The sequence below is a fragment of the Pseudomonas sp. MIACH genome (assembly GCF_001269925.1).
GTDB lineage: Bacteria > Pseudomonadota > Gammaproteobacteria > Pseudomonadales > Pseudomonadaceae > Aquipseudomonas.
This window is the reverse complement of the sequence record NZ_LHVO01000052.1, coordinates 114,252-137,404: the sequence shown is the minus strand read 5'-3', so window position 1 is coordinate 137,404 and position 23,153 is coordinate 114,252. Positions and strand designations below refer to the sequence as shown.

Here is a 23,153-nt window from a genome sequence, read left to right as displayed (position 1 = left end):
TGCGCGAGTGCGCCGGTGTTTTCTGTTTCAGGCGTTGCAACGATTGAGGTAGCAGCATGCGGCTTCCACTGACGATTGAAGGCATCACCGCACACTGGTTGAGCGAGGCGCTGGCGTTGAGTTGGCCAGGGGTAGAGGTGCGCGAGGCCAGGGTCGTCGATGTCCTGTTAGGCACCTCGACTAAAATCCGGGTTGAATTGCGTTATAACGCGGTGGGTGAGCTGGCCGGGTTGCCGCCGCGTATGATTGTTAAAGGTGGGTTCGAAGCACACAGCGCGTCCATGGGATTCATGTATGCCAAGGAAACGCGGACCTACCGTGAGGTACTGCCTCGGGTCGCCATGAACACGCCCCGGTGTTTCTTCGCCCAGAGCGACGAGGACCCCGCGAGTTACCAGTCCATCATATTGATGGAGGACCTGAATCTGGCCGGCGTACGATTTTGCAACGCGCTGCGCCCGCAACGTCCCGATCAAGTCAAAAGACGTCTGCAGGCGATGGCCCGCTACCATGCCCAATGGTGGGATCACGCGGATTTTAAGACGGGCGGGGCCATGGCGTGGGTCGAACCACGGATGACCGGCGACACGCTGATGTATGCCGACCGTTACTTGCAGCCCAAGGTCTGGCGCGGCTACATGGAATCGCCCCGTGGTGCAGCAGTGTCGACGCGTTTGCATGACCTGGAGTGGATGCGCAACGCGTTTGGCAAACTGGCGCAACTGCATCAGGCCCATCCGCCGACCCTCAGTCACGGGGATACCCATCTAGGTAATCTGTACGAGGATCCGCTGGGGACGCCGGGTTTTCTCGACATGCAAATCAACAGGGCACCATGGTTTGCCGACGTGACCTATCACCTGATCTGCGCATTAGACATCGTCGACCGCCGCGAATCGGAACTGCTTTTGCTTGAGCACTACTTGAAATGTCTGACCGAGGAAGGGGTCGATGCCCCGGGTTTTGAAGAGGCCCTGGAGTGCTATCGCCGAGAGATCGCGTGGGGGTTGTTTGTGTTCCTGATCAACGAAACCCGGTTTCAAACCGAGTCGGTCAATACCGCATATGCCGCTCGTTTTGGCGATGCAGCTTTGACCCATAGCACGTTGGAGTTGTTGCGTTGACGCCATACACAGAGTGCAGGAGCAGACCAGTCTGCTCCTGCAGGCTCCCGGTATTTTCTATGGAATTATTCGCCTTGCGCTTCTTCAGAAATCCATTTCATGAATCGATGCAGGGGGATCATGCCGTCGTGGGGATAGCCGCCTACGCCATCGGAGATGACTTCGCCCAGATTGACAATGCGCTGGGTGCCAGCACTGGCAAGAATGTCACGAACTTCAATGACGCGATTGGCAGGATAAACCCCCACCGTTTGAGTGGCGACATTGGCCTTACGCGCTGCCACGGCGAGTGACTCCACGCAGACCACGTTCACGGTTTTGTTGGTCGGGTGAAAGCCGACCATCTCATCGGACCTGACCACCAGCCCTCGACCTTCGTACTCGCCGAATACCCGGTAGAACGGTTCAAGATCACGCAATACTTCCACTTCGCTGCGAATGTCTTCGCTGACCACCGGGCCAATGCCCGACCCATAACGCACGTCATGACTCAAGGCTTCGGCCAGTGCATGAGCGTAACGATCCGCGTCGTCGGTGTTGGCTTCGATGAATTGATAGCGACTGGAATTGCAGGCGTCCTGATTGAACGAGAGCACATCGGCGGCGCCACGTCGGGCTACCTCGCGAAGGGTTTGTTCTGAGGCAAAAGCCTCGCGACCGATCAATGAAAAAGACACCTTCGGGTCGAACGCCATCAGCTCCAACCCCGGCCCGGTATATTTGGCCGCATGACGCACCGCGCTTTCACCACCCCAAACCACTAGCTTGTCGAAGTACTGGGCGCGATAGATAGACGACTCAACCGAAGCATCACCGCCGCGCCAGTAAGCTGCTGAGAACGAGCGGGTGACCGGGTGATCAGGGGCCATCTCTGCCATGGTGCGCAGGATAGCGGTGGCGGTGAACAGATCATTGGAAGGCAATTTGAGCAGGTGAACACCCTTGCTAAGTGCGCCACGCATGATGCTCATCGCGGTGACCATCGGCGAGTTGCCGGCGAGGATGTGCACCAACCGCGGCGGAAACGCGCGTAGACGGCTTTTACGACCGCGCAGAGTGCGTTCCGCCCAGCCATCCAGCGGGCCGCGATGGCCGAAACTGATGTCGATTTCATCCTCCAACACCTGCCGCTGGAACATATTACCCATGTCGCGGTAGCAGTTTTCCAGTATGCGCGGCCCCAGGGGATTAACCTTGACGCTCATCTCCAGCGCATGTTGCAGGTAAAGGTTGTCATCCAGTGTCAGTCGAGCGCCGAGCTCGACGAGGTAGTCGATGATTTCCGAGGACGGCGTCTCGAAAGCCGGGCCAGGTTCGCCGCGCAGCCACACCAAATCGTCCAGATCCAGCGCGGGGGTGTAGAAGCTGGCCCCCAGATCCCGAGACACATGTTCGATATCGTGACCGTTTTTCAATACACCCTTGAGCGAGTGTGGCACCAGAATCGCCTCACTCGTTGTGGCCGCAGCCACGTCTGGAATACTCGTCATCACACAGTCCTCAGTCTTCAATCGCGCCACGGATATAGGCATCAATGGTCCCGGCACAGCTCAACTTGTCAACGCCGCCAGGCAGGTCTTTGTAACGCACCAACTCCTTGATCAGTGGCGCCCGAATGCCGTCTTGATCGCACGAAAAATCAATTCGCACTTTGTCGCCGCTGATCATGCCGCCCCAACGACCATCGACCAGCAAGTCGATAAAGGCAAACCGACCCTCGACCTCACCACGGCCGTTTTCAGGGTTGAGTAATTGCTCGCCGGTCTTGTCGAGTACCAGTGGAACAATCCATGGTGGAATCACCCAGCCGCCGGTTTTATGGAAGGTGGGGCAAAATCCGGACATCTCGGCCATACCGTAGCCGTCGTTGAAATTATGTTCGTTCAGATTGAAGAAGCGGTAGCACTGATCCTGAAAGTCCTCTGGCAAGTTCAGGCCTTTCTTGCCGCCGCCAAAGCTGAACACGGTGTCAGGGTGGAAGTCGCCGTCGACAATCCCTTGGGCCTTGCCTTCGGCCACCAGCGTATAGAGCATCCCGAGCATGCCGATGATCAACTGCGGTTCGTGTCGACGCTCCAGCAGCCGGCGACGGAAATCAGCAAACTCGCGCTGAATAATGGTCTGGCGCTCCCGAGTCCGCGCCTCGAACGCTGCTATTTCATTGGGCTTGGCGGTCCCTGCGGCCATCTCTCGTTTGAGTCGTGCGCCGGTCATCAGGTCTTGGGCGCTTTGTGGCACGTACGACATATAGTGAATGTCGTCGGGTTTGCCGACAGCTTGGATGAACCGCTCCGTGCGTTCGGTCGCGGTATAGGAGCCGCCCGACGGCAGCAGGGCGAAGACCGGGTAGGGCGCCTTGCGTTCGCGGAAGTTTTTCACTGCCCACTCGATGGCCTGGGTCGTTAACTGCCAGCTCATCTCTCGGTCGCTTTCGCTCTGATTAAGGAATGATTGGCGGCCTGACGTGCCGCTGGAACTCACGACGTAGTGACCATTACGTCGCAGTTCAGCGACCCAATCGTCCATGTCTTGAATCGCGTCATAGTTCATACCGACGATGGGCACGGTAGACAGCGTTTGCAGCCACAACGTCATGCGGTCCCAACGTTTCTGATCGAGGAAGGAGTCTGGATAACTTTTGTAATTGGCGTCGGCGAATAGCAAGGGCACCAGGTCTTCACGACTGCGCACTTCATCGATACCTGCGTCTTTCGCGCGCCGATCAAGCAGCTTGATCTGCTGCCGACGCTGGGCGAAGCGTTCGCCGGCGGCCTGCAATTGCAGTTGGTAAAGGTTGTCCGGCGATTCGCGAAAAGGGTCTTTATTGTGGGCGAGCTTAAGAATCTGTTGAAGTGCACTCATGGGTTTTTCCTTGTTGTTATGAGGTCCGGCGCAGGTCAGGCAAAGGCGGTGGCGACAGAGGTGCTTTCCCAGCTGTCGATGTCGGCGCTGACCTGGCCTAGCTTTCTGCGGATCGCTGCGACCGCATCGGCGCCCAACACCAGCCGTAGCGGCGCCTTGGGTGCGTCAAGCATGTCCAGAATCGCTTGCATGCCTTTGACGGGGTCTCCTGGCTCATGGCCGGCGTAGCCGCTGATGTGTTTTCGTGTCTGCCCGGCCGGTGTCGCGTCATAGTCCGCAATGGGGTTGGCCACAATCGCCAGTGAGCTGCTGGCGAAGTTGGTACGAAAGCCTCCCGGCTCGATCAGCGTGACCTGGATACCGAACGGAGCAAGCTCTCCCGCCAGCGACTCGCTCATGCCTTCAAGCGCGAACTTCGCCGAGCAATAGAGGCCGACACCCGGCATCCCAATCATCCCCGCAAGCGACGAGAAATTGATGATGTGCCCCTGTTTACGGGCGCGCATATGGGGCAGGACGGCTTGAATCAGGCGCAGCGGACCGGTGAAGTTGGTGTCCATCACCTGTTGCTGCTCTTGAGCCGTGGTTTCTTCGATGGCGCCGAACAGGCCATAACCGGCGTTGTTGACCAGGATGTCGATATGCCCCAGTGCCGCGATGGATTCGGTAACCGCAGGGCCGATGCGCTCAGACTGGGTGACATCGAGTTGGATGCCATGGGCACGGCCTGGCGCTAGGGCTTCGAATTCGCTGATTTGCGAAGTGCGCCGCAGGGTTCCGACCACGGAATCACCACGCGCCAGCGCCGCTTGAGCGAGTATTCGGCCGAAGCCACTGGAAACGCCAGTGATCAGCCAGTGAGTCGTTTGACGTGAAGTCATTGTGCTCTCCTTGTTGTTATTTTCTGGGGAATCAGCCATAACCAATATAGGGCCCTTGATAGCTGGCGTCATGTGATCGGCAGTTCGTAAAATCAAGGTGTCTAGAGCAAAATGTCGCTAATAACGCGGTTTTATGCGGGCCTTTCACTAAGCTGTGTCAGGTAACGATTTGTTTAAAGGATTGATTGTCGGGAGCTGTCATGGCAAAAAGCAATGCGCTTCGGGTCGCGGAGTATCGTGAGCGGCAAAAGGCGAGTGGACTGGTGTCGATTACCTTGTCCATCCCTGAAAGTGAGGTCCCGTTCTTCCGCGAAATGGCGCAGTCGGCCCAACGGAAGAAAAGGGTAAAGCCGCAACATCTTCCTCACGATGCGGCCTTTGCCGGGCGCAAGATGCCGGCGACGCAACTGGCCTTGGCCGAGCACTGGGTGGCGAGCTCGGGGCTCAAGCTGCAATTGGACCAGCCGGGGCTCAAGTTGGCGCAAGTGCTGGCTAAAACCATTGCCCACACCATCGTTCGCGACGGCTGGCAGGTCGGCCGGGTACTGGGCTCCGAAAGTGAGCTGCAAAAACTCTATGGTGTCGGCCGCAATCTTTTACGTGAGGCCATTCGCTTGCTGGAACATCAGGGTGTGGTACGCATCAGACCCGGATCGGGTGGCGGGCTGGTTGTCGCGGTACCCAATATCGACGCGGTGGCCTATTCGGTAGGCTTATACCTTGAGTTTCGGCGCATCAAAGGCGCGGATTTACAACGTACTCGCCAAGATATTCAGCGGCTGATTCTGGAGCGTTGTTTGGTCTGTATCGATGGCAACGGACGACGACAGTTGGTTGAACTCTTACAGTTCGAACGCACACTGGATCGCCGCACGGCCTCAGCCGAGGAACTGCAGCAGTTCCATCTGTTGCTAGCCCAGTTGACCGGTGACCCGACGCTGGAGTTGCTGACCCACCTGATGTTGCGCCTATTTCGTGACCACACCCGGCAGCATCAGGCACGCCGACACCCAGAGGCTTTCACACGGACGCTGGAGGCCCACGAGCACATCGTTGAGGCAATCCTCGCAGGAGACAACGAGCGTGCCAGGACGCAGATGAACGCACATATCGAAGAGATTAATTTCTGGATTGAGGATGTGTAATAGCTTCTGGTGTACGTCAACGAAAAAAGCCGCCAGTCGTGGAACAGGCGGCTGTGAATCATCTGGGAAGGGACAATGTTTTATGCGCTTGTTATGGCTGCTCATTGCCCAGCCAACTCGGCATGTCTGTGGGCCTGGATCGGCATACAGCGCGTGCACACCCATGACTGAGGTGTAGATCAGGTTTAACAGGTTACAAAAAGGCACGTGATGCGACAGCACGCAAAGTAGACATCGGAGCCTTTAAGGATTGATGCCCTAACCCGCCAATGCGCCGAGGGTATTAGCCGAGCATGTTTTTCAAACGCTCACCGACGCTGCTGCGTGCTTCATTGATAATTCGCTGGATAAGTTCGGCGCAACTGGGAATATCCTCGATCAGGCCAACCCCCATGCCAGCGGCGAAGGCGCCGTCGTCTGGATTGCCGGCAAGCGCTGCTTGAACCCAACGGTGACTGCTGGCCAGACCGAGCAGTTCCTCATGAGTGATCTCACCCTTTTCGAGCTCAAGGATTTTCGCCGTTAGTTCGTTCTTCAACACGCGTGTCGAATCACCGATCGAGCGGCAAATCAATGTTGTATCGCGCTCCGTCGCCTGTAAATAACGCTGTTTGACCGCCTCGTGCATAGGCGACTCGCGGGTCATCATGAAGCGGGTGCCCATGCTGATACCCTCGGCCCCCAGTGCAAGTGCCGCCACCAGACCCTGACCGTTGACGAAACCACCGGCAGCCACCACTGGAATCTCCAATTTGGCCACTGTCGCAGGGATCAGCACTAAACTTGGCACATAGTCTTCGCCAGGATGCCCGGCAGCTTCAAATCCTGTAATGCTCACCGCATCGGCGCCCAACTGCTGGGCCTTCAGGGCAAAGCGTACAGCGGTGCATTTATGCAGCACCTTGACGCCGGCTTCATTGAATGCGGCGATGAAGCGAGCCGGGTTGCCGCCAGCGGTTTCCACGGCCGTTACACCACAGTCTACGATGACTCGGGCGTAGTCTTCAGGCTCGACGCCCAGACCCGGCAGAATGGTGAGATTGACGCCAAAGGGCTTGTCGGTGAGCGCGCGAACCTTGGCAATTTCCTCGCGCAGTGCCTCGGCTGAAGGCAAGGTATGTGCAGAAAGGAAACCAAGTCCGCCAGCGTTGGCGACAGCTGCGACAATCTCCGCGCGACTGACGTGGCGCATGCCGCCCATGATCAGGGGGTAATCGATGCCGAATAGTTGTGTTATGCGCGTTTTGATCATGTCAAGTTCCTCGTTGTGACCGTCGTGATCGAACCGACAAGCAGAGTCGATAGGACACCTTTTATTACAGCAATAACAAAGTGGAGCCCTGTGTGTGGCGCGCCTCTAAGTCCTGATGAGCGCGGCCAACCTCGCTTAGAGGGTAGGTCTGGCCGATATGAATCTTTACCTGACCGCTACTGACCATGTCGAAAAGCTCGTGAGCCATCGTGCGCATCAGTGGCAGATCCTCAATGAACGTCTGCAGGCTGGCAACGGTGATACTGAGTGAGCCAAGCGCCGCAAGCTCATGCACGTCGAAGGGTGGGACAGGGCCAGAGGCTTGGCCAAAGATGATCAGATGACCCAAGGGTTTCAGCGATTTGAGCGAGCCACGAAAGGTGTCTGAGCCAACACCGTCGTACACCACACTCACGCCTTTACCTTCGGTAATTCGGGCCACGGCGTGGGCGACATCCTCTTCACAATAATTGATGACGTCATGGCACCCGTGAGAGAGAGCAAGCTGTGCCTTCCCCGCGCTTGAGACGGTGCCAATCACCCGTGCGCCCAGGGCTGCGGCCCATTGGCATAGAATCAATCCGACGCTGCCAGCAGCCGCCTGTACGAGTACGGTATCTCCCGGCTGGACAGGGCTCAATTGCCGCAGCAGATACTGGGCCGTCATCCCGGCCAGCATCATCCCAGCGGCCGTTCGATCGTCTATATTGGCGGGTAGTCGAATGAGTTTGTCAGCGGAAATCAGACGCTGCTCACAGTAGCTGCCTGTGAACGGGGCATAGGCAATACGGTCGCCGATCTGGAATTCGGTGACGCCCGCGCCCACAGCTTCGATAATGCCTGCCGCTTCATTCCCAAGAATGGCGGGTAATCGCATAGGGTATCGGCCCCGACGGTTATAGACGTCGACAAAGTTAAGCCCTATTGCGGTATGCCTCACGCGTACTTTCCCTGCGCCGGGATCGCCTACATCAATCGACTCCCACCGGAAAACATTGGGGCCGCCAAATTCATGGATACGGGCTGCGTAGGGCATATTGTCCTCTGCGCATCGGATAGGCTACCGAGCAGTTTGCGGATGTGGCTGATCGGACGCCGCATCCAGTGCGTCGTCATTGTATTGAGTCTAAAAAGGCCGCCAGTCGTGGAACAGGCGGCCGGAGGTCACCCTGAATGGGTGAACGTCACGCTCTTCTTATATCGGTTCATTGCTGAGCCGGCTTGGCATGTCAGGGAATCAAGCAGCGCGACAAATAAAAATGCAACGATGCACGTCAAATCTTCACTTCACGTATTTACGGAATTCAGGCTTACGTTTTTCGCGAAACGCGTTACCGCCTTCTTTGGATTCTTCGGTGTCGTAGTACATGGCCAGCGCTTGCATGGCGAAAGCGCCTATGCCACGAATGTTTTCGTTGTCCATGTTGAACGAGCGCTTGGCCAGTGCGATGGCGGTCGGGCTCATCATCAGGATTTCGTCGCACCACTTCTTCACCTCCGCGTCGAGCTGGTCGAATGGCACGACGGCGTTGACCAGGCCCCAGTCCAGCGCCTGCTTGGCAGAGTAACGGCGGCACAGGTACCAGATCTCGCGAGCGCGCTTGTCACCGGCCAGTCGAGCGAGCAGGGCGGTGCCAAAGCCGGGGTCGACCGAGCCGACTTTAGGCCCGACTTGGCCCAGTTGCGCGCTGTCGGCTGCGATGGCCAGGTCACAGAGCGTGACCAGGACGTTACCGCCGCCGATGGCATAACCGTTGACGCGGGCAATGACCGGTTTCGGGATGTCGCGAATGATGCTTTGCAGCTCTTCGATGGGCAGGCCGACCACGCCGCGACCCGCATGGCGACCACCGGATTGATCACTGCCAGTACAGAACGCCTTGTCACCGGCGCCGGTCAACACGACCACGCCAATGTCTTTGCTGTAGCCGGCCTTGCTGAACGCCTGGATCAATTCCTCACAGGTGTTGGCGGTAAAGGCGTTGTACACCTGCGGACGGTTGATCGTGATGGTCGCGATGCCGTTGTCTTCGGTGTAGAGAATGTCTTTGAATTCCATGGGCAGTTCCTGAATGAAATGAGTGGGCTTAGCCGACCATCGTCAAGCCACCAGACACACTGATGACCTGGCCGGTGATAAAGGCGGCATCGTCGCTGGACAGAAACAGCACCATGCCTGCCACGTCGTCGGGTTGCCCCATGCGACCGAACGGAACGGCCCTGACCAGGCCCGCTTTGATTTTTTCGCCTTTTTCGCCTTGGGCGAGGTTGTCCAGCAGCGCGGTTTCGGTCGGGCCAGGGCACACGACATTGACGGGGATCTGCTGGCGCGACATCTCTCTGGCCATGGTTTTGCTGAACGCGATCAGGCCGCCTTTGCAGAACGAGTAGACCGCCTCCATCGACGAGCCGACCCGGCCGGCGTCCGAGGAAATATTCACCACGCGCCCGGTACCGCGTGCGCTCATGCGCTTGAGCACGGCGTGGTGCATGTTCAGCGGACCGTAAAGGTTGATCGCAACGACCTTGTCCCAAAACGGTTTTTCGGTTTGCAGGAAAAATGCCCCAATGTCCCAACCGGCGTTATTGACCAGCACATCAATGGGCCCGAGCTCGTCCTCAACCCTGGCAACGGCCGCGTTCACAGCGTCGTGATCGGTGATATCGACCTTGTAGCCGCACGCGCGCGCACCCGAGGCCTCAAGGTCACTGGTCAGCTTTTGCATGGCGTCGCTATTGAGGTCGAACACGGCGACGGTCGAACCGGCTTCGGCGAAGCGCCGGCAGATGGCGCTGCCGATCCCGCCGGCACCGCCGGTGATCAATACGACCTTGTCTTTCAATCCTTTCATGCTCAATACCTTTTTCTAACAGTCGATTCGCGGACTGGCCCCAAGGGCATTTATTGTTTTGGAGACTCGGCCGCAGCCAAGGGCATGGGCTGGGCGGCCGTGCTGCTCGCCGTACCGGCTTTTTTCGTCTTGCTTTGCGACAATCGGGTTGCCGTCTCAGCGCTGTAACCAACCTCGGCCAGAATTTCCAGACTGTGCTCCCCCAGATTCGGGGGGAGATAACGGACATTGCCGGGGGACGCCGAGAACTGAACCGGGATGGAGGTCATCACCAGTTCTCCCTCAGTGGGGTGCTCCACGTGTTGGAAGAACCCGGTCTCCTTGAGGTATTCGTCCTTCATCAAATCGTTCAACTCGCGCACCTGGCCGTGAGGCACATCGGCTTCGGCGAAGATTTTTTCCCAGTCGGCAGAGCATTTGGTGGCAATGGCCTCACCGAGAATTCCGTAGAGTTCGTTGATATTGAGCATGCGTTCGCTCATGCGGCAGAAGCGCGGGTCTTCCAATAGCTCGGGCCTGCCGATGGCCTTGAGCACCCGTCGCCATTGCTCGTCGTTGACCGCCAGCAGACAGATGTGACCGTCCAGGGTGGCGTAGGGTTTGCGATGGGTTGAAAACATCCGCGTGTAGCCCAGACCTTCACCGTTGGATGAGCCCAACGCACCTTCCCACAGGTGCTCGAACAGATTGAACTGCAGCATGGTTTCGAGCATGGGCACCAGCACCTGCTGACCTTCTCCGGTGCGCTCGCGGTGCAGCAATGCCATGCTGATTGAGGAGGCCAGGACATAACCGCAGAACTTGTCGACGATGACCGTCGGGAAGTAGCGAGGTTGGCCGTCGAGCCCTCGGTTGATCGCGGCCAAACCGCTTTCGCCCTGAATGACATCGTCGAATGCCGGCATGTCCTTGTACGGACCGTCGCCGCGATAACCCGGAGCGAAGGCGTAGATAATCTTCGGGTTTCGCTCGCGGATCTTTTCGTAGCAAATACCCAAGCGCTTGGCAGCACTGGGACGCATGCTGTGCACCACCACATCGGCGGTCTCTACCAGCTTGAGCAGTGCCTCCATGCACTCGGCCTGCTTGAGGTCGAGCACCACGCTGCGCTTGTTGCGGTTCATGATCAGGTAAAACACCGCCATGTCCGGGTTTTTGCCTGGGCCATTCTGACGGTTCTGGTCTCCGGAGGGCGGTTCGATCTTGATAATGTCAGCGCCCATATCACCGAGGATCTGGGTCGCCACCGGGCCGAGCACGTTGATCGACAAATCAATGACCCGCAGACCCGCGAGGGGGCCGGTCGGTTTCTCCAATTCCTGCTGGGCCATGGTCAATTACCCTTATAGTCTTTGCCTTTGACCAGGCGCAGCGGCGTGTAGACCTGCACCAGCGTGCCATCTTGCTTGATGATCCGGTTACGCGTGCGCACCAGACCGAGCCCAGGGCGATTGGCGCTTTCGCGGCACTCGATGACCTCACATTCGACGTGAATGGTATCGCCGACGAACACCGGTGCCTTGATGTCCAGTTCCATGTTCAGGAAGGCAAAACCAACCCCTTGCATGGTGGCTTGAGTCAGCAGCCCCTCCGCGAAGGTAAAGACCAGTGCGCCGGGTGCAACGCGGCCTTTGATCGCAGATTGTTCCTTGAGAAACTCAATGTTGGTGAACAACACTTCGAGCATGCCCGTCACGGAAACGAAGTTGACAACATCGGTTTCGGTCACGGTGCGCCCAACGGTCTGGAATTTCCTCCCGACAGGCAGATCTTCCCAATGGATGCCCAGGCCTACGGTCTCAATCTGCTCCATGGTTTTGTCCTTTCTCGTTTTTGTTGGTGAGTGCGAGTGATAGGTCACCGCGCGCTGAAGTCATGAGGCATCGCGCCGGGCCACTCGGCCCAATACGCTGTCGGCGATAATGTTTCGCTGGATCTGGTTGGTGCCCTCAATGATCTGGATCACCTTGGCATCACGGAAATAGCGGTTGATTGGGTACTCGTTGGAAATGCCGGCGGCCCCGAACAGCTGGACGGCATCGGTCGCGACTTTCATGGCGACGTCCGAGGCGAACATTTTTGCCATGGCCGCCATTGGCGCGAGAGCCCTCCCGCTGATACCGGCGTCAACCATTGAGGCGGTGCGGTACACCAATTGGCGGGCGGCTTCGGTCTGGGTCACCATGTCGGCGACCATCCAGCGAATGCCCTGGAAATCGCTGATTTTCTGTTTGAACGCCACCCGGTTCTGGATGTAGTCGATGGCGTGATCGGTGGCGCCCTGGGCCAGGCCCACAGCCCTCGCGGCAATCAAGGGGCGGCTGGTATTCAGCGCTTCCATGGCGACTTTGAATCCTTCGCCGCCTTCGGGGCCGAGGCGGTTGTCATCGGTGATGAAGGCATCATCGAAAAACAGCGGGCAGGCCGGAATGCCGCGTGCGCCCATCTTGTGTTCGGGGGCGCCAATGGTCAGGCCAGGTGTCGTCCGGTCGACAATGAACAGGTTGATCCCCCGCGCGGTGCCGTCTTCGGCCACGGTTTTGGCCGCCACGAGGATGAAATCGGCGATGTGCGAGTTGGTGCACCAGATTTTTGCACCATTGAGCACATAACCGCCTTCGGTTCTGCGCGCTGTGGTCTTGATTCCGGAAACGTCAGAACCACTCTGCGGCTCGGTCAATGACAGCGCGCCGCGTAAATCACCCGACGCCAATCCCGGCAACAATCGCTGCTTCTGTTCTTCAGTCCCGCCGCCCAGGATCGCGCCGAACGGCGTCCACTGAACCACCAACAGATAGCCGGTGTTGTAGCAAACCCGACCCAGCTCTTCGACGGCGATACACGCAGACAACAAGCTGTTGGTGCCGCCGTATTCCTCGGGGAATGGCAGGGCAAACAATCCAAGCTCTTTGAGAAGGGCGAACATATCGTGAGGATATTCACCGGTGCGGTCGATAGCGTCGGCACGTGGGGCAACCTTGTCCCTCGCTACCCGGCGGACCAGATCCTGAATTTCACGCTGATCATCGGTCAGTTCGTACGTCACGGTTATGCTTACTCCCCAAACACACTGGTTACGGCGGCGGCTCGAACCTATCAGCGGGCTCGGCCAATACAACGCTGTCAGAAACCGGTATTCATGTTTCTGAATGTCGTTCGCAAAAGTAAACGTCGTTCAGGTTTTGTGTCAAGCGCATTTGAGCTGAATGCAAGGGATGGACCCTCGAAAAGGGCTAAGAACCCTGTATATCCATTATTTAATGGGTGGGTTAAGCGGTTTTGAGGATTTCAAAAAATGTGCTGGGGAGATATTTGAGGGTCGGTCAGGTAAAAAATATGAAAATGCCGTTCGGTATTATGTATGTCTTGTGAGTGCGCAATAGATGCAGCATGCTTGACGTTGCAGAAGAACGGCGTTTACTATTCGGAATGACGTTCATAAAAACAACTTATTGTCTGCGAACATACTAAGGTAAAACCCATGGATGCCTTGCTCCCTGAGTCTGATTACCAGCGCCACCTCTGCGAGGGGCGATTCATGCTGCAGCGCAGTCGGCAGAGCGGTGCTTTCGTGTTCTACCCGCGTGTTGCCGAGCCGGGATCCGGGCGCACTGATCTTGAATGGGTCCCGTCCAGCGGCCGCGGCGTGGTGTATTCCACCACCGTCGTCCGTCAGCGCCCACCCACACCTCATTACAACGTAGCCCTGATCGACCTCGCTGAAGGCGTGCGCATGATGAGTCGCGTCGAAGGGATCGCGCCTGAGGCCGTGCAGATCGGGCAAAACGTTCAAGCCCGTATCGTGCGTGATGCCAGTGATGTGGCGGTGCTGATTTTCGAACCGGTTTAACGGGCATCGCTTCAAAGAGCCAGTGTCTTTCTATTTACCTGCAGCCATAACAACAAGGCAGGACCCTATGGATTACAACTTGCGTGGGCGTACGGCAATTGTTGCCGCTGCCACTTACGGTATCGGTGAAGCGCCCGGCCTTTCTTCCATGGACCTTGCCGCCAGTGCGAGCGTCAAGGCACTGGCCCAGGTGGGATTAACCCCGGCTGACGTCGATGGACTGTTTGTGTGTGTGCCGGATGACATGTTGTCTGGACTGACCTTTGCCGAATACCTGGGTATTCACCCGACGTTTACCGACAACAACCGTACCGGCGGTTCTGCGTTCCAGATTTATGCTCATACGGCGGCGATGGCCCTGGCGACCGGGCAGATTGACGTCGCATTGATCGCCTATGGCAGTAACCAGAAAAGCGCCTCCGGGAAACTGATCCAGTCCTCACGGCCCTCGCCGTGGGAAGCGCCTTACCGTCCGATGAATCCAGTCTCGTCTTATGCCATGGCAGCCGCTCGCCATATGCACCAGTACGGCACCACCCGCGAGCATTTGGCTGAGGTGGCGGTGGCGGCCCGTAAATGGGCGCAGCTCAACCCTGAGGCCTACATGCGTGATGATCTGAGCATTGACGATGTGCTCGGTGCCCGGATGGTGTCCGACCCATTGAGCGTACGCGATTGCTGCCTAGTGACCGACGGTGCTGCCGCAGTGGTCATGGTGCGTGCCGATCGTGCACGGGATTTGGCCAGCAAACCGGCCTACCTGTTGGGCGCGGGTTCGGCCACCAGCCACCGCGAAATCGCGTGCATGGCCGACCTCACCGTGACGGCGGCGCGTGAATCGGGACAGCGCGCCTACACCATGGCCGGCGTGGGGCCTGCTGATATTGACGTGGTGATGTTGTACGACGCATTCACCATCAACCCGATCCTGTTTCTCGAAGACCTGGGTTTTTGTCCGAAGGGCGAGGGCGGCAACTTCGTCGCCAATGGAGGCATTGCCCCCGGTGGCCATCTGGCAGTCAACACCAATGGCGGCGGTCTTTCCTGTGTGCACCCCGGGATGTACGGGCTGTTCACCATGGTCGAAGCCACGCAGCAGCTGATGGGGCTGTGCGATGCGAGGCAAGTCCCGCAGGCGAAACTGGCGATTGCCCATGGTAACGGCGGCGTTCTGTCCAGCCAGGCGACCCTCATTCTTGGTACGGCGGACACACTATGAGCACTTCTGAGCACGTGGCTTCGGATGACATCGTTTACATCGAGCATCAAGGCGCGGTGGCTATCGTTACCCTCAACTACCCCAAGCGCCGCAATGCGTTCTCATTGAGGATGCGCCAAGCCCTGCTCAAGCGTCTGAATCAACTGATGCACCGCGATCCGTGCCGGGCCATTGTCCTGACCGGTGCCGCCGGCACTTTCTGCGCCGGTGGCGATATTTCCGAGATGCAGGCGCGCACCGTTCTGGAATACCGCGAACGTAACCAGTTGCCTCTGGACATTTTCAAGCTGATGGTCGAAGGCCCCAAAGCCATAGTCGCTGCCGTCGAAGGCGTTGCCATGGGCGCCGGGGTGTCACTGGCGGCGGCCAGCGACTATGTGGTCTGCGCATCCAATGCTCGCTTTGCCTGCGCATTCCTCAAGGTGGGGCTGATGCCGGATACGGGTTTGTTCTGGTCATTGAGCCAGCGTGTGGGCGCCGCAAAGGCTCGAGAATTAATGCTGACCACCCAGGAATTCAATGGGAAAGAGGCTGCTCGCATCGGCTTTGCCAATCAACAGGTCGAGCCGGGGACGGCGTTGGCCGCCGCGCTGAAGGTTGCCCATGAGTATGCGCTGATGCCGCCGCTGGCCATTGCGCACCTGAAGACTGCATTAGCCAACGGTATCGACTCACTGGATGAAGCGATCGAAACCGAAGTCAATCTGCAACCGCTTTTGCGTCGCAGCCAGGACCACGTCGAGGCGACCAAAGCCTTCATGGAAAAACGCCCCGCGGTTTTCGTCGGCAACTAAGGAGCAGCAGACATGAATGCCTTCAACCTGAAACATGCGGACGAGCGTATCCAGGTCACTCGCGACGGTGAAATCGCGATCGTGACCATTGCTAACCCGCAACGACGCAATGCACTGGGGCGGCAGATGCGCTTGACCCTGCGCGACACCCTCCATCACCTGTTGGTGGCCGACCCGGATTCGCGGGTCATCGTGCTGACGGGGGCCGACGGCCAGTTCAGCGCGGGTGCCGATATTTCCGAAATGGTCCAGCGCACCGTGTTGCAAAGCCGGGAAATACTCGATGAATCCTGCCAGGTCGTGCGCGACATGCTGGGCGGCCCGAAACCGGTGATTTGTGCCGTAGAGGGCATTGCGTTCGGCGCTGGCCTGTCGCTGGCCGTGGCAACCGACTACATCGTGGCGTCCTCTTCGGCGCGTTTCTGCGCGGCATTCCTGCGCATCGGGTTGATTCCCGATACCGGCATCCTTTGGACGCTGCCGAAAAAAATCGGTATGAGCAAAGCGCGCGAACTGCTGTCCCTGGCGCGCGAAATCGATGGCGTCGAAGCGGCGCGCATTGGCTTGGTCAATCAGCTGGTTGAGCCTGGGCAAGCCTTGGCGGCGGCCATTGCCTATGCCAAGGAGCTGGCCAAACAACCGCCTTTGGGCATGGCGCTGCTCAAGGCCGCACTGACCTTCGGTGCCGACGACATGGACGCCGCATTGCGTGCCGAAATCGACTTTCAGCCATTGCTGCGCCAATCCAAAGACCATCTGGAGGCCGCCAACGCCTTTATCGAGAAACGCGCGCCTGTCTTCACCGGCCAGTAGGGAGATACCGATGAGCGAACACAACGACATCGTCCAGGTGCACCGCGAAGGCGCGGTGGCTGTGGTCACGATGAACTGCCCGGAACGCAGGAATGCGTTCTCGATGAAGATGCGTCTGGCGCTACTGGACACCTTCCATACACTGTTTAACGAAGACAGCGAGAGTCGGGCCATCGTGCTGACCGGCGCTGGTGGTCATTTCTGTGCCGGGGGGGACCTGTCGGAGATGACCTCTGTAGACCCGTCGCTGCTCGCCATGCGTGAACGGATCGCCATCGGCACGCGCCTGTTTCGCATGATCTTCACGGGAAGCAAACCTGTGGTTGCCGCCGTCGAAGGCAATTGCATGGGCGCCGGGGTCTCGCTGGCGGCAGCCTGCGATTTGGCCATCGGCAGTGCTGCTTCGAAGCTTTCCTGCGCCTTCGTCAAGGTCGGCTTGCTTCCTGATACCGGTTTGCTGTGGACCCTGCCGCAAAAAGTGGGCGGTGGTAAGGCGCGGGAATTGATGCTCAGTGGCGCTGCCTTTGATGGCGTTGAGGCTGGGCGTATCGGCCTGTTCAATCAAGTCGCCGAGCCCGGTGAAGCATTGGCCCTGGCGGTGTCCCGTGCCTCTCAGCTGGCACAACTTCCGCCCGTCACCCTCGCGCTGCTCAAGGCAAGCCTGGTCAACGGCAATAACACCATCAGCGCGGCCTGGCGCCGGGAAGTCGACCTTAACCCCTTGACCCGCCAGACCCACGATCACCTGGAGGCCGTTGCGGCCTTTATGGAAAAACGCCCACCGACCTTTAGCGGGAACTGATGCCATGTATGCAAGTGATTTGTTGGCCGGAAAGAAAATCCTGATCACCGGTGGCGGCACAGGGTTGGGTAAAAGCATCGGCAGGCGTTACCTGGAACTGGGTGCCGAACTGGTGATCGCCGGGCGTCGCCTTGAGGTCCTGAACGCGACGCTGGACGAGTTCCGCGAGGCCATGCCAGGGGTTCGCGTCAGCGCGGTGCAGGTCGATGTACGCGACGCCGAATCGGTCGAAACGATGATGGAAACTATCTGGCGGGAAGGTCCCCTGGACGTGTTGTTGTGCAACGCAGCGGCTAATTTTATCGCGCGCACCGAAACCCTTTCGTCTCGAGCGGTCGATGCGGTGCTGGATATCGTGCTGCATGGCAGCTTCTATTGTGCTATCGCCGCAGGTAAGCGCTGGATCGCTGAAGGCCGGCCGGGCAATGTCATCAGTACGGTGTCAACGCCGACCATGACCGGTTCGGCATTCACCGCCCCCAGCGCCGCGGCCAAGGCCGGCGTGCTGGCGATGACCCGCAGCCTGGCAGTGGAGTGGGGCCCTAAAGGCATTCGCTTGAACTGTGTGGCGCCTGGGTTGTTTCCGACTCCGGGCGCCTGGGAGCAGCTCTATCCGCAAGGCTCTCAAGTGGAACCGCAAGACCTGAGTGTGCCGCTGCGGCGTTTTGGTGAGCATCAGGAATTGTCTGATCTGTACAGCTACCTTGCCTGTGATGGCTCTGGGTACATTACCGGTGAAATGATCGTGATCGATGGCGGACGCTGGATGCAGGGCGTTGGCGGCCCGACTGCCCGTGCCATGCAGGGCTGGTCGGAAGATCAGTGGGAAGCCATGCGCAACAAGGGGCGCAAATAACCATGGCCGGCCCGCTAACCGGCTTCAAGGTGGTCGAACTGGCCGGCATCGGCCCTGGGCCAATGTGCGCGATGCTATTGGCCGACCTGGGCGCGACCGTGATTCGGGTGGATCGCAAGGAACCGGTCAAGCTGGGGATCGAGCGCCCATTGCAATACAACACGTTATTGCGCAACCGCTATGCGATTGCCCTGGATCTCAAAGACCCGATGGGCGTAGAGACCGTGCTTAAGCTGGTCGAACAAGCCGATGCGCTGATCGAAGGTTTCCGTCCCGGTGTCACCGAGCGTCTGGGGCTGGGGCCCGATGACTGCCTGGCGCGTAATCCTCAACTGATTTATGGGCGTATGACGGGCTGGGGCCAGACAGGCCCGATGGCAGCGTATGCCGGTCATGACCTCAACTACCTGGCGCTGACAGGGGTGCTCGATGCCATCGGTCGTGAGGGGCAACCCCCCACCATTCCCCTTAATCTATTGGGTGATTATGCGGGCGGTTCGCTGTACCTGGCCCTGGGTATTCTGGCGGGTGTCCTGGAAGCTCGGCAGTCCGGCAAAGGCCAAGTGGTCGATGCAGCGATCGTCGATGGTGCAGCGCACTTGGCAACCACCTTTTTCGGCATGCTCGCCGCGGGCATATGGAAAGAAGGGCGAGGCACCAACATCACGGACAGCGGTTCACCTTTCTATGACTGCTATGCCTGCAAGGACGGCAAATTCATCAGCGTCGGACCGATCGAAAGCAAGTTTTACGATCAGCTGCTGCGCCTGATGGATATTGATCCCGTCAGCTTGGGGGCACAGATGGACCGTAGCGCCTGGCCTAAAGCCAAACAGATTATCGCCGAGCGCTTCCTCAGTCGCAGCCGCGACGAATGGGTCAGCCTGCTGGAGGCCAGCGATGCCTGCGCCGCCGGTGTACTGAGTTTTACCGAAGCCACCGAGCACCCACATCTTAAAGCGCGCGGCACGTTCGTGAAGGTCGATGGCGTCGTGCAGCCAGCCCCGGCACCGCGTTTTTCCCGCAGCGAGCCTTCGACCCCGACGGCGCCAAAACCGGTTACCCCTGAGAACACCAATGCCGCGCTCGCCGCGTGGTTCAGTGCCAGCGAAATTGCCGCGTTGCGTGGCGACGGCATCATCGACTGAGAAGGAATGTTTCCATGGATCTACGCTTTACGGCTGAGGAAGTCGCCTTTCGCGATGAAGTGCGGACATTCCTTAAAAGTGCGCTACCGGTGGCGGTTCGGCGCAAGGTGGAGTCTGGTCAGCGCATCTCCAAAGAGGAGATGGTCGACTGGGTGCGCATTCTGAACGCCAAGGGTTGGGCGGCCCCTGCCTGGTCCCCGGAGTGGGGAGGGCAGGGCTGGACCGCGACCCAGCAATACATCTTCAAGGAAGAGCTGCACATGGCACCGGCGCCAGAACCGATCTCGTTCAATATGAACATGATCGGTCCGGTGTTGATTGCTTTTGGCACCGAGGCACAGAAACGCGAATTCTTGCCGCGTGTCGCCAATATGGACTACTGGTTCTGCCAGGGCTTTTCGGAACCGGGCGCAGGGTCGGACCTGGCCTCCTTGCGTACCAGCGCGGTACGTGACGGTGACGAATACGTGATCAACGGCCAGAAAATGTGGACCTCGACCGCGCACCATGCCGACTGGTGCTTCATGCTGGTACGTACCGATGCCACCGCGAAAAAACAACAGGGCATCACGTTCTTGCTGATGGACATGCGCACGCCGGGTATCACGGTGCGGCCGATCATCACCCTGGATGGGCATCACGAAACCAACGAAATGTTCCTCGACAACGTGCGTGTGCCGATCGCCAATGTCATTGGAGAAGTGAACAAGGGGTGGGATGTCGCCAAGTTCTTGCTGGGCAGTGAGCGCGGAGGGATTGCTCGGGTTGGCCTGTCGAAGTTTCGCGTAAGGCGCGCCAAGCAACTGGCGCGCAGCGTGAGCGTCGGTGATGGTTGCCTGGCGGACGAACCGCGTTTTCGCGAGCGGGTAGCGTCCATCGAAGTGGAGCTCAAAGCACTGGAAATGACCCAGATGCGCGTTATTGCGGACAGCGAAAAATATGGCCATGTCCCGGATCCGCGCAGCTCGATCCTGAAGATGAAAGGCTCCGAATTGCAACAGGCGGCCACTGAATTGTTGATGGAGGTCGCTGGCTACAACGCACTGGAATTCGATCTGTCGTTTGTCACCGGCGAAAATACGGCGTCCGGCGAGCATGACTGGGCCCTGACCATCGCGCCGAATTACTACTGGGTCCGCCACGTCTCCATTGTCGGCGGCTCCAATGAAGTTCAGCACAACATTCTCGCCAAGACGTTGCTGGGGCTTTAAGCATGAATTTCGATCTTAACGAAGAACAACGCATGCTCAAGGACGCGGTCGAGCGTCTGGTGGCCGATCAATACGGCTTTGACCAGAGGGGGCGTTACCTGGCGCAGCCAGACGGCTGGAGCCGGCGGTTGTGGGCGCAGTTTGCCGAACTGGGGCTGCTCGGGTTGCCGTTTTCGGAAGAAGACGGCGGCTTCAACGGTGGATCCGTGGAGACCATGATTGTGATGGAGGCCATGGGGCGCTCCCTGCTGCTCGAGCCTTACCTGGCGACGGTGGTGCTGGCGGGCGGGTTGCTACGCGCATTGGCCAGCCCCGCACAACGTGCGGATTGGCTGCCGGCGTTGATCGGTGGAGAACGGCTGCTGGCCTTTGCCCACAGTGAAGACCAGTCGCGCTATGACCTGGCTGATGTGGCGACCACCGCCCGGCAAGACGGCGATGACTGGATTCTCGACGGCGCCAAACGCTTCGTGCTGCATGGTGACTGCGCCGACACGCTACTGGTCTCGGCTCGTGTCAGTGGTGGACGACGCGAGCGTGACGGCATCGCTTTGTTTGTGGTCGATGCGCAGGCCGAAGGCGTTTCACGGCGTGGCTACAGGATGCAGGACCAACTGCGTGCCGCCGACATCCGTTTGTCCCAGGTCCGGGTCGGCCCGGCGGCCTTGTTGGGTGAAGCCGGCAAGGCCCTTGAATCAATCGAGCAGACGGTCGATGGCGCCATTGCGGCCCTGTGCGCTGAAGCCGTGGGGGCTATGGAACAAGCGCAAACGATGACCGTGGAGTACCTCAAAGTGCGCAAACAGTTTGGGGTGGCCATCGGTTCCTTCCAGAGCCTGCAGCACAAAGCGGTGGACATGCTGGTGATGACCGAGCAGGCCCGCAGCATGGCGCTTTACGCCAGCATGATGAGCAATGACCCGGACCCTCTGGAGCGCCGCCGGGCGATCTCGGCCGCCAAGGTGCAAATCGGTCGCTCGGCACGTTTCGTCTCGCAAACAGCGGTGCAGTTACATGGCGGCATTGGCGTCACCGAAGAGTGCCAGGTCGGCCACTACATGCGTCGCTTGTCGATGCTCGAATTCATGTTCGGTGATACCGACCATCACTTGGCGCAGTTGGCCCGCGATGGCGGCCTGATCGCAGAGAACGCCTGATTTTTCCGGAGAAGAGCACGATGAAACACGCCAACAACGATCCGTACCGTGACCTGCGCGACTCCTTGCGCGACCTGTGCGCCGAATACCCGAACGAGTACTGGCGCAAGATCGACCATGAACGGTCTTACCCGGAAGCCTTTGTCGATGCGTTGACCCACGCCGGCTGGATGGCCGCGCTGATCCCCGAGCAGTACGGCGGCTCGGGTCTGGGACTCACCGAGGCGTCGGTGATCATGGAAGAGATCAATCGCAATGGCGGCAACTCCGGTTTCTGTCACGGCCAGATGTACAACATGAATACCCTGCTGCGTAACGGCTCAGAAGCACAAAAGCAGCTGTACCTGCCGAAAATCGCCAGTGGTGAACTGCGCTTGCAGTCCATGGCGGTCACCGAGCCTTCGACGGGTACCGACACCACCAAAATGAAAACCATGGCCGTCAAAAAAGACGGTCGCTACGTGGTCAACGGGCAGAAGGTCTGGATCTCCCGGGTACAGCATTCGGACCTGATGATTCTGCTGGCGCGTACCACGCCGCTGGCTGACGTAAAGAAAAAGTCCGAGGGCTTGTCGTGCTTTCTGGTCGACCTGCACAGCGCCATTGGCAACGGCCTGACCGTGCAGCCGATTCCGAACATGGTCAACCACGAGACCAACGAGCTGTTTTTCGACAACCTGGAGATTCCAGAAGAAAACCTGATTGGCGAAGAGGGCATGGGGTTCAAGTACATCCTTGATGGCCTGAACGCGGAACGCGCATTGATTGCTGCCGAATGCATCGGTGATGGTTACTGGTTCGTTGATCGCGCGACGCGGTATGCCAATGAGCGAATCGTGTTCGACCGACCGATCGGCAAGAACCAGGGCATCCAGTTCCCGATTGCCGAAGCCTACATGGACATTCGCGCCGCCGACCTGATGCGCTACCAGGCCTGCTCGCTGTTTGATAGCCATCAACCGTGCGGCGCCGAAGCCAACATGGCCAAGCACCTGGCGGCGACCTCGTCCTGGAAAGCCGCCAATGCCTGTCTGCAAACCCATGGCGGCTTTGGTTTCGCGTGTGAATATGACGTCGAGCGCAAATTCAGAGAGACGCGTCTGTATCAGGTTGCGCCCATCTCCACCAACTTGATCCTTTCCTACGTGGCCGAGCACATCCTCGGCCTGCCACGTTCTTTCTGACAG

At 58.7% G+C, this 23,153-nt stretch carries 22 protein-coding genes; 12 read left to right on the top strand and 10 right to left on the bottom strand.

Going from position 1 to position 23,153, the window contains the following annotated elements:
- Positions 1-56: 56 nt before the first annotated feature.
- Entirely contained in the window at positions 57-1,124 is a 1,068-nt protein-coding gene (locus tag AD670_RS20110) for a hypothetical protein (protein WP_053136318.1), read from the top strand.
- 65 nt (positions 1,125-1,189) lie between these two features.
- Here the strand turns inward: AD670_RS20110 and AD670_RS20105 are convergent, their stop codons facing one another.
- The 3 genes from AD670_RS20105 to AD670_RS20095 are packed head-to-tail and all read right to left on the bottom strand — an operon-like array spanning position 1,190 to position 4,867.
- Positions 1,190-2,614 (bottom strand): acyl-CoA reductase, encoded by a 1,425-nt coding sequence (locus AD670_RS20105; protein ID WP_053136315.1) that lies wholly within the window; start codon positions 2,612-2,614, stop codon positions 1,190-1,192.
- 10 nt (positions 2,615-2,624) lie between these two features.
- On the bottom strand, positions 2,625-3,986 hold the full coding sequence (locus tag AD670_RS20100) for a hypothetical protein (protein WP_053136312.1): 1,362 nt from the start codon (positions 3,984-3,986) through the stop codon (positions 2,625-2,627).
- Between the two features lie 35 nt (positions 3,987-4,021).
- Positions 4,022-4,867: an oxidoreductase gene (locus AD670_RS20095; protein ID WP_053136309.1), complete on the bottom strand. Its 846-nt coding sequence runs from the start codon at positions 4,865-4,867 to the stop codon at positions 4,022-4,024.
- A gap of 200 nt (positions 4,868-5,067) precedes the next feature.
- Between AD670_RS20095 and AD670_RS20090 the strand changes: the two genes are divergently transcribed.
- Positions 5,068-6,012, top strand: a complete 945-nt coding sequence (locus AD670_RS20090; RefSeq protein ID WP_053136306.1) for a FadR/GntR family transcriptional regulator — start codon at positions 5,068-5,070, stop codon at positions 6,010-6,012.
- Positions 6,013-6,295: 283 nt separating this feature from the next.
- Here AD670_RS20090 and AD670_RS20085 read toward each other — a convergent pair whose 3' ends face one another.
- The 7 genes from AD670_RS20085 to AD670_RS20055 form a co-directional block, all read right to left on the bottom strand.
- Entirely contained in the window at positions 6,296-7,264 is a 969-nt protein-coding gene (locus tag AD670_RS20085) for a nitronate monooxygenase family protein (protein ID WP_053136303.1), read from the bottom strand.
- 64 nt (positions 7,265-7,328) lie between these two features.
- A complete protein-coding gene (locus AD670_RS20080; RefSeq protein ID WP_053136300.1) occupies positions 7,329-8,300 on the bottom strand; it encodes a quinone oxidoreductase in 972 nt (323 codons plus the stop codon).
- Positions 8,301-8,546: 246 nt separating this feature from the next.
- A complete protein-coding gene (locus AD670_RS20075) occupies positions 8,547-9,323 on the bottom strand; it encodes an enoyl-CoA hydratase-related protein (protein ID WP_053136297.1) in 777 nt (258 codons plus the stop codon).
- A gap of 28 nt (positions 9,324-9,351) precedes the next feature.
- Positions 9,352-10,116 (bottom strand): glucose 1-dehydrogenase, encoded by a 765-nt coding sequence (locus AD670_RS20070; protein WP_053136295.1) that lies wholly within the window; start codon positions 10,114-10,116, stop codon positions 9,352-9,354.
- 50 nt (positions 10,117-10,166) lie between these two features.
- A complete protein-coding gene (locus AD670_RS20065) occupies positions 10,167-11,447 on the bottom strand; it encodes a CaiB/BaiF CoA-transferase family protein (protein WP_082341007.1) in 1,281 nt (426 codons plus the stop codon).
- Between the two features lie 2 nt (positions 11,448-11,449).
- Positions 11,450-11,929: a MaoC/PaaZ C-terminal domain-containing protein gene (locus AD670_RS20060; RefSeq protein ID WP_053136292.1), complete on the bottom strand. Its 480-nt coding sequence runs from the start codon at positions 11,927-11,929 to the stop codon at positions 11,450-11,452.
- 60 nt (positions 11,930-11,989) lie between these two features.
- Positions 11,990-13,162: an acyl-CoA dehydrogenase family protein gene (locus AD670_RS20055; RefSeq protein ID WP_053136289.1), complete on the bottom strand. Its 1,173-nt coding sequence runs from the start codon at positions 13,160-13,162 to the stop codon at positions 11,990-11,992.
- A gap of 435 nt (positions 13,163-13,597) precedes the next feature.
- Here AD670_RS20055 and AD670_RS20050 point away from each other — a divergent pair, with 435 nt between their 5' ends.
- The 10 genes from AD670_RS20050 to AD670_RS20005 all read left to right on the top strand — a co-directional run bounded on the left by AD670_RS20050 (position 13,598) and on the right by AD670_RS20005 (position 23,150).
- Positions 13,598-13,966: a Zn-ribbon domain-containing OB-fold protein gene (locus AD670_RS20050; protein WP_053136285.1), complete on the top strand. Its 369-nt coding sequence runs from the start codon at positions 13,598-13,600 to the stop codon at positions 13,964-13,966.
- Between the two features lie 67 nt (positions 13,967-14,033).
- Positions 14,034-15,185, top strand: coding sequence for a thiolase (locus AD670_RS20045; protein ID WP_053136282.1), 1,152 nt, complete (start codon positions 14,034-14,036; stop codon positions 15,183-15,185).
- Positions 15,182-15,979 (top strand): enoyl-CoA hydratase/isomerase family protein, encoded by a 798-nt coding sequence (locus AD670_RS20040; protein WP_053136279.1) that lies wholly within the window; start codon positions 15,182-15,184, stop codon positions 15,977-15,979. The genes AD670_RS20045 and AD670_RS20040 overlap by 4 nt, the downstream gene beginning before the upstream one ends.
- Before the next feature lie 12 nt (positions 15,980-15,991).
- Positions 15,992-16,792, top strand: coding sequence for an enoyl-CoA hydratase/isomerase family protein (locus AD670_RS20035; protein WP_053136277.1), 801 nt, complete (start codon positions 15,992-15,994; stop codon positions 16,790-16,792).
- Between the two features lie 10 nt (positions 16,793-16,802).
- A complete protein-coding gene (locus AD670_RS20030) occupies positions 16,803-17,594 on the top strand; it encodes an enoyl-CoA hydratase/isomerase family protein (RefSeq protein WP_053136274.1) in 792 nt (263 codons plus the stop codon).
- Between the two features lie 4 nt (positions 17,595-17,598).
- Positions 17,599-18,450 (top strand): SDR family oxidoreductase, encoded by an 852-nt coding sequence (locus tag AD670_RS20025; protein WP_053136271.1) that lies wholly within the window; start codon positions 17,599-17,601, stop codon positions 18,448-18,450.
- 2 nt (positions 18,451-18,452) lie between these two features.
- On the top strand, positions 18,453-19,598 hold the full coding sequence (locus AD670_RS20020) for a CaiB/BaiF CoA-transferase family protein (RefSeq protein ID WP_082341006.1): 1,146 nt from the start codon (positions 18,453-18,455) through the stop codon (positions 19,596-19,598).
- Positions 19,599-19,612: 14 nt separating this feature from the next.
- A complete protein-coding gene (locus AD670_RS20015; RefSeq protein WP_053136268.1) occupies positions 19,613-20,809 on the top strand; it encodes an acyl-CoA dehydrogenase family protein in 1,197 nt (398 codons plus the stop codon).
- A 2-nt stretch (positions 20,810-20,811) separates the two neighbouring features.
- Complete coding sequence (locus AD670_RS20010; RefSeq protein ID WP_053136264.1) at positions 20,812-21,966, top strand: acyl-CoA dehydrogenase family protein; 1,155 nt, start codon at positions 20,812-20,814, stop codon at positions 21,964-21,966.
- Between the two features lie 20 nt (positions 21,967-21,986).
- A complete protein-coding gene (locus AD670_RS20005) occupies positions 21,987-23,150 on the top strand; it encodes an acyl-CoA dehydrogenase family protein (RefSeq protein ID WP_053136261.1) in 1,164 nt (387 codons plus the stop codon).
- The last annotated feature ends 3 nt before the right edge of the window (positions 23,151-23,153 follow it).

Bases quoted from the DNA above. Each gene is read 5' to 3' on its own strand.
- AD670_RS20045 (WP_053136282.1), top strand. From the start codon at position 14,034: ATGGATTACAACTTGCGTGGGCGTACGGCAATTGTTGCCGCTGCCACT.
- AD670_RS20070 (WP_053136295.1), bottom strand. From the start codon at position 10,116: ATGAAAGGATTGAAAGACAAGGTCGTATTGATCACCGGCGGTGCCGGC.
- AD670_RS20010 (WP_053136264.1), top strand. From the start codon at position 20,812: ATGAATTTCGATCTTAACGAAGAACAACGCATGCTCAAGGACGCGGTC.
- AD670_RS20030 (WP_053136274.1), top strand. From the start codon at position 16,803: ATGAGCGAACACAACGACATCGTCCAGGTGCACCGCGAAGGCGCGGTG.
- AD670_RS20050 (WP_053136285.1), top strand. From the start codon at position 13,598: ATGGATGCCTTGCTCCCTGAGTCTGATTACCAGCGCCACCTCTGCGAG.
- AD670_RS20035 (WP_053136277.1), top strand. From the start codon at position 15,992: ATGAATGCCTTCAACCTGAAACATGCGGACGAGCGTATCCAGGTCACT.
- AD670_RS20015 (WP_053136268.1), top strand. From the start codon at position 19,613: ATGGATCTACGCTTTACGGCTGAGGAAGTCGCCTTTCGCGATGAAGTG.
- AD670_RS20065 (WP_082341007.1), bottom strand. From the start codon at position 11,447: ATGGCCCAGCAGGAATTGGAGAAACCGACCGGCCCCCTCGCGGGTCTG.
- AD670_RS20005 (WP_053136261.1), top strand. From the start codon at position 21,987: ATGAAACACGCCAACAACGATCCGTACCGTGACCTGCGCGACTCCTTG.
- AD670_RS20075 (WP_053136297.1), bottom strand. From the start codon at position 9,323: ATGGAATTCAAAGACATTCTCTACACCGAAGACAACGGCATCGCGACC.
- AD670_RS20100 (WP_053136312.1), bottom strand. From the start codon at position 3,986: ATGAGTGCACTTCAACAGATTCTTAAGCTCGCCCACAATAAAGACCCT.
- AD670_RS20090 (WP_053136306.1), top strand. From the start codon at position 5,068: ATGGCAAAAAGCAATGCGCTTCGGGTCGCGGAGTATCGTGAGCGGCAA.
- AD670_RS20060 (WP_053136292.1), bottom strand. From the start codon at position 11,929: ATGGAGCAGATTGAGACCGTAGGCCTGGGCATCCATTGGGAAGATCTG.
- AD670_RS20020 (WP_082341006.1), top strand. From the start codon at position 18,453: ATGGCCGGCCCGCTAACCGGCTTCAAGGTGGTCGAACTGGCCGGCATC.
- AD670_RS20040 (WP_053136279.1), top strand. From the start codon at position 15,182: ATGAGCACTTCTGAGCACGTGGCTTCGGATGACATCGTTTACATCGAG.
- AD670_RS20080 (WP_053136300.1), bottom strand. From the start codon at position 8,300: ATGCCCTACGCAGCCCGTATCCATGAATTTGGCGGCCCCAATGTTTTC.
- AD670_RS20025 (WP_053136271.1), top strand. From the start codon at position 17,599: ATGTATGCAAGTGATTTGTTGGCCGGAAAGAAAATCCTGATCACCGGT.
- AD670_RS20105 (WP_053136315.1), bottom strand. From the start codon at position 2,614: ATGACGAGTATTCCAGACGTGGCTGCGGCCACAACGAGTGAGGCGATT.
- AD670_RS20085 (WP_053136303.1), bottom strand. From the start codon at position 7,264: ATGATCAAAACGCGCATAACACAACTATTCGGCATCGATTACCCCCTG.
- AD670_RS20095 (WP_053136309.1), bottom strand. From the start codon at position 4,867: ATGACTTCACGTCAAACGACTCACTGGCTGATCACTGGCGTTTCCAGT.
- AD670_RS20110 (WP_053136318.1), top strand. From the start codon at position 57: ATGCGGCTTCCACTGACGATTGAAGGCATCACCGCACACTGGTTGAGC.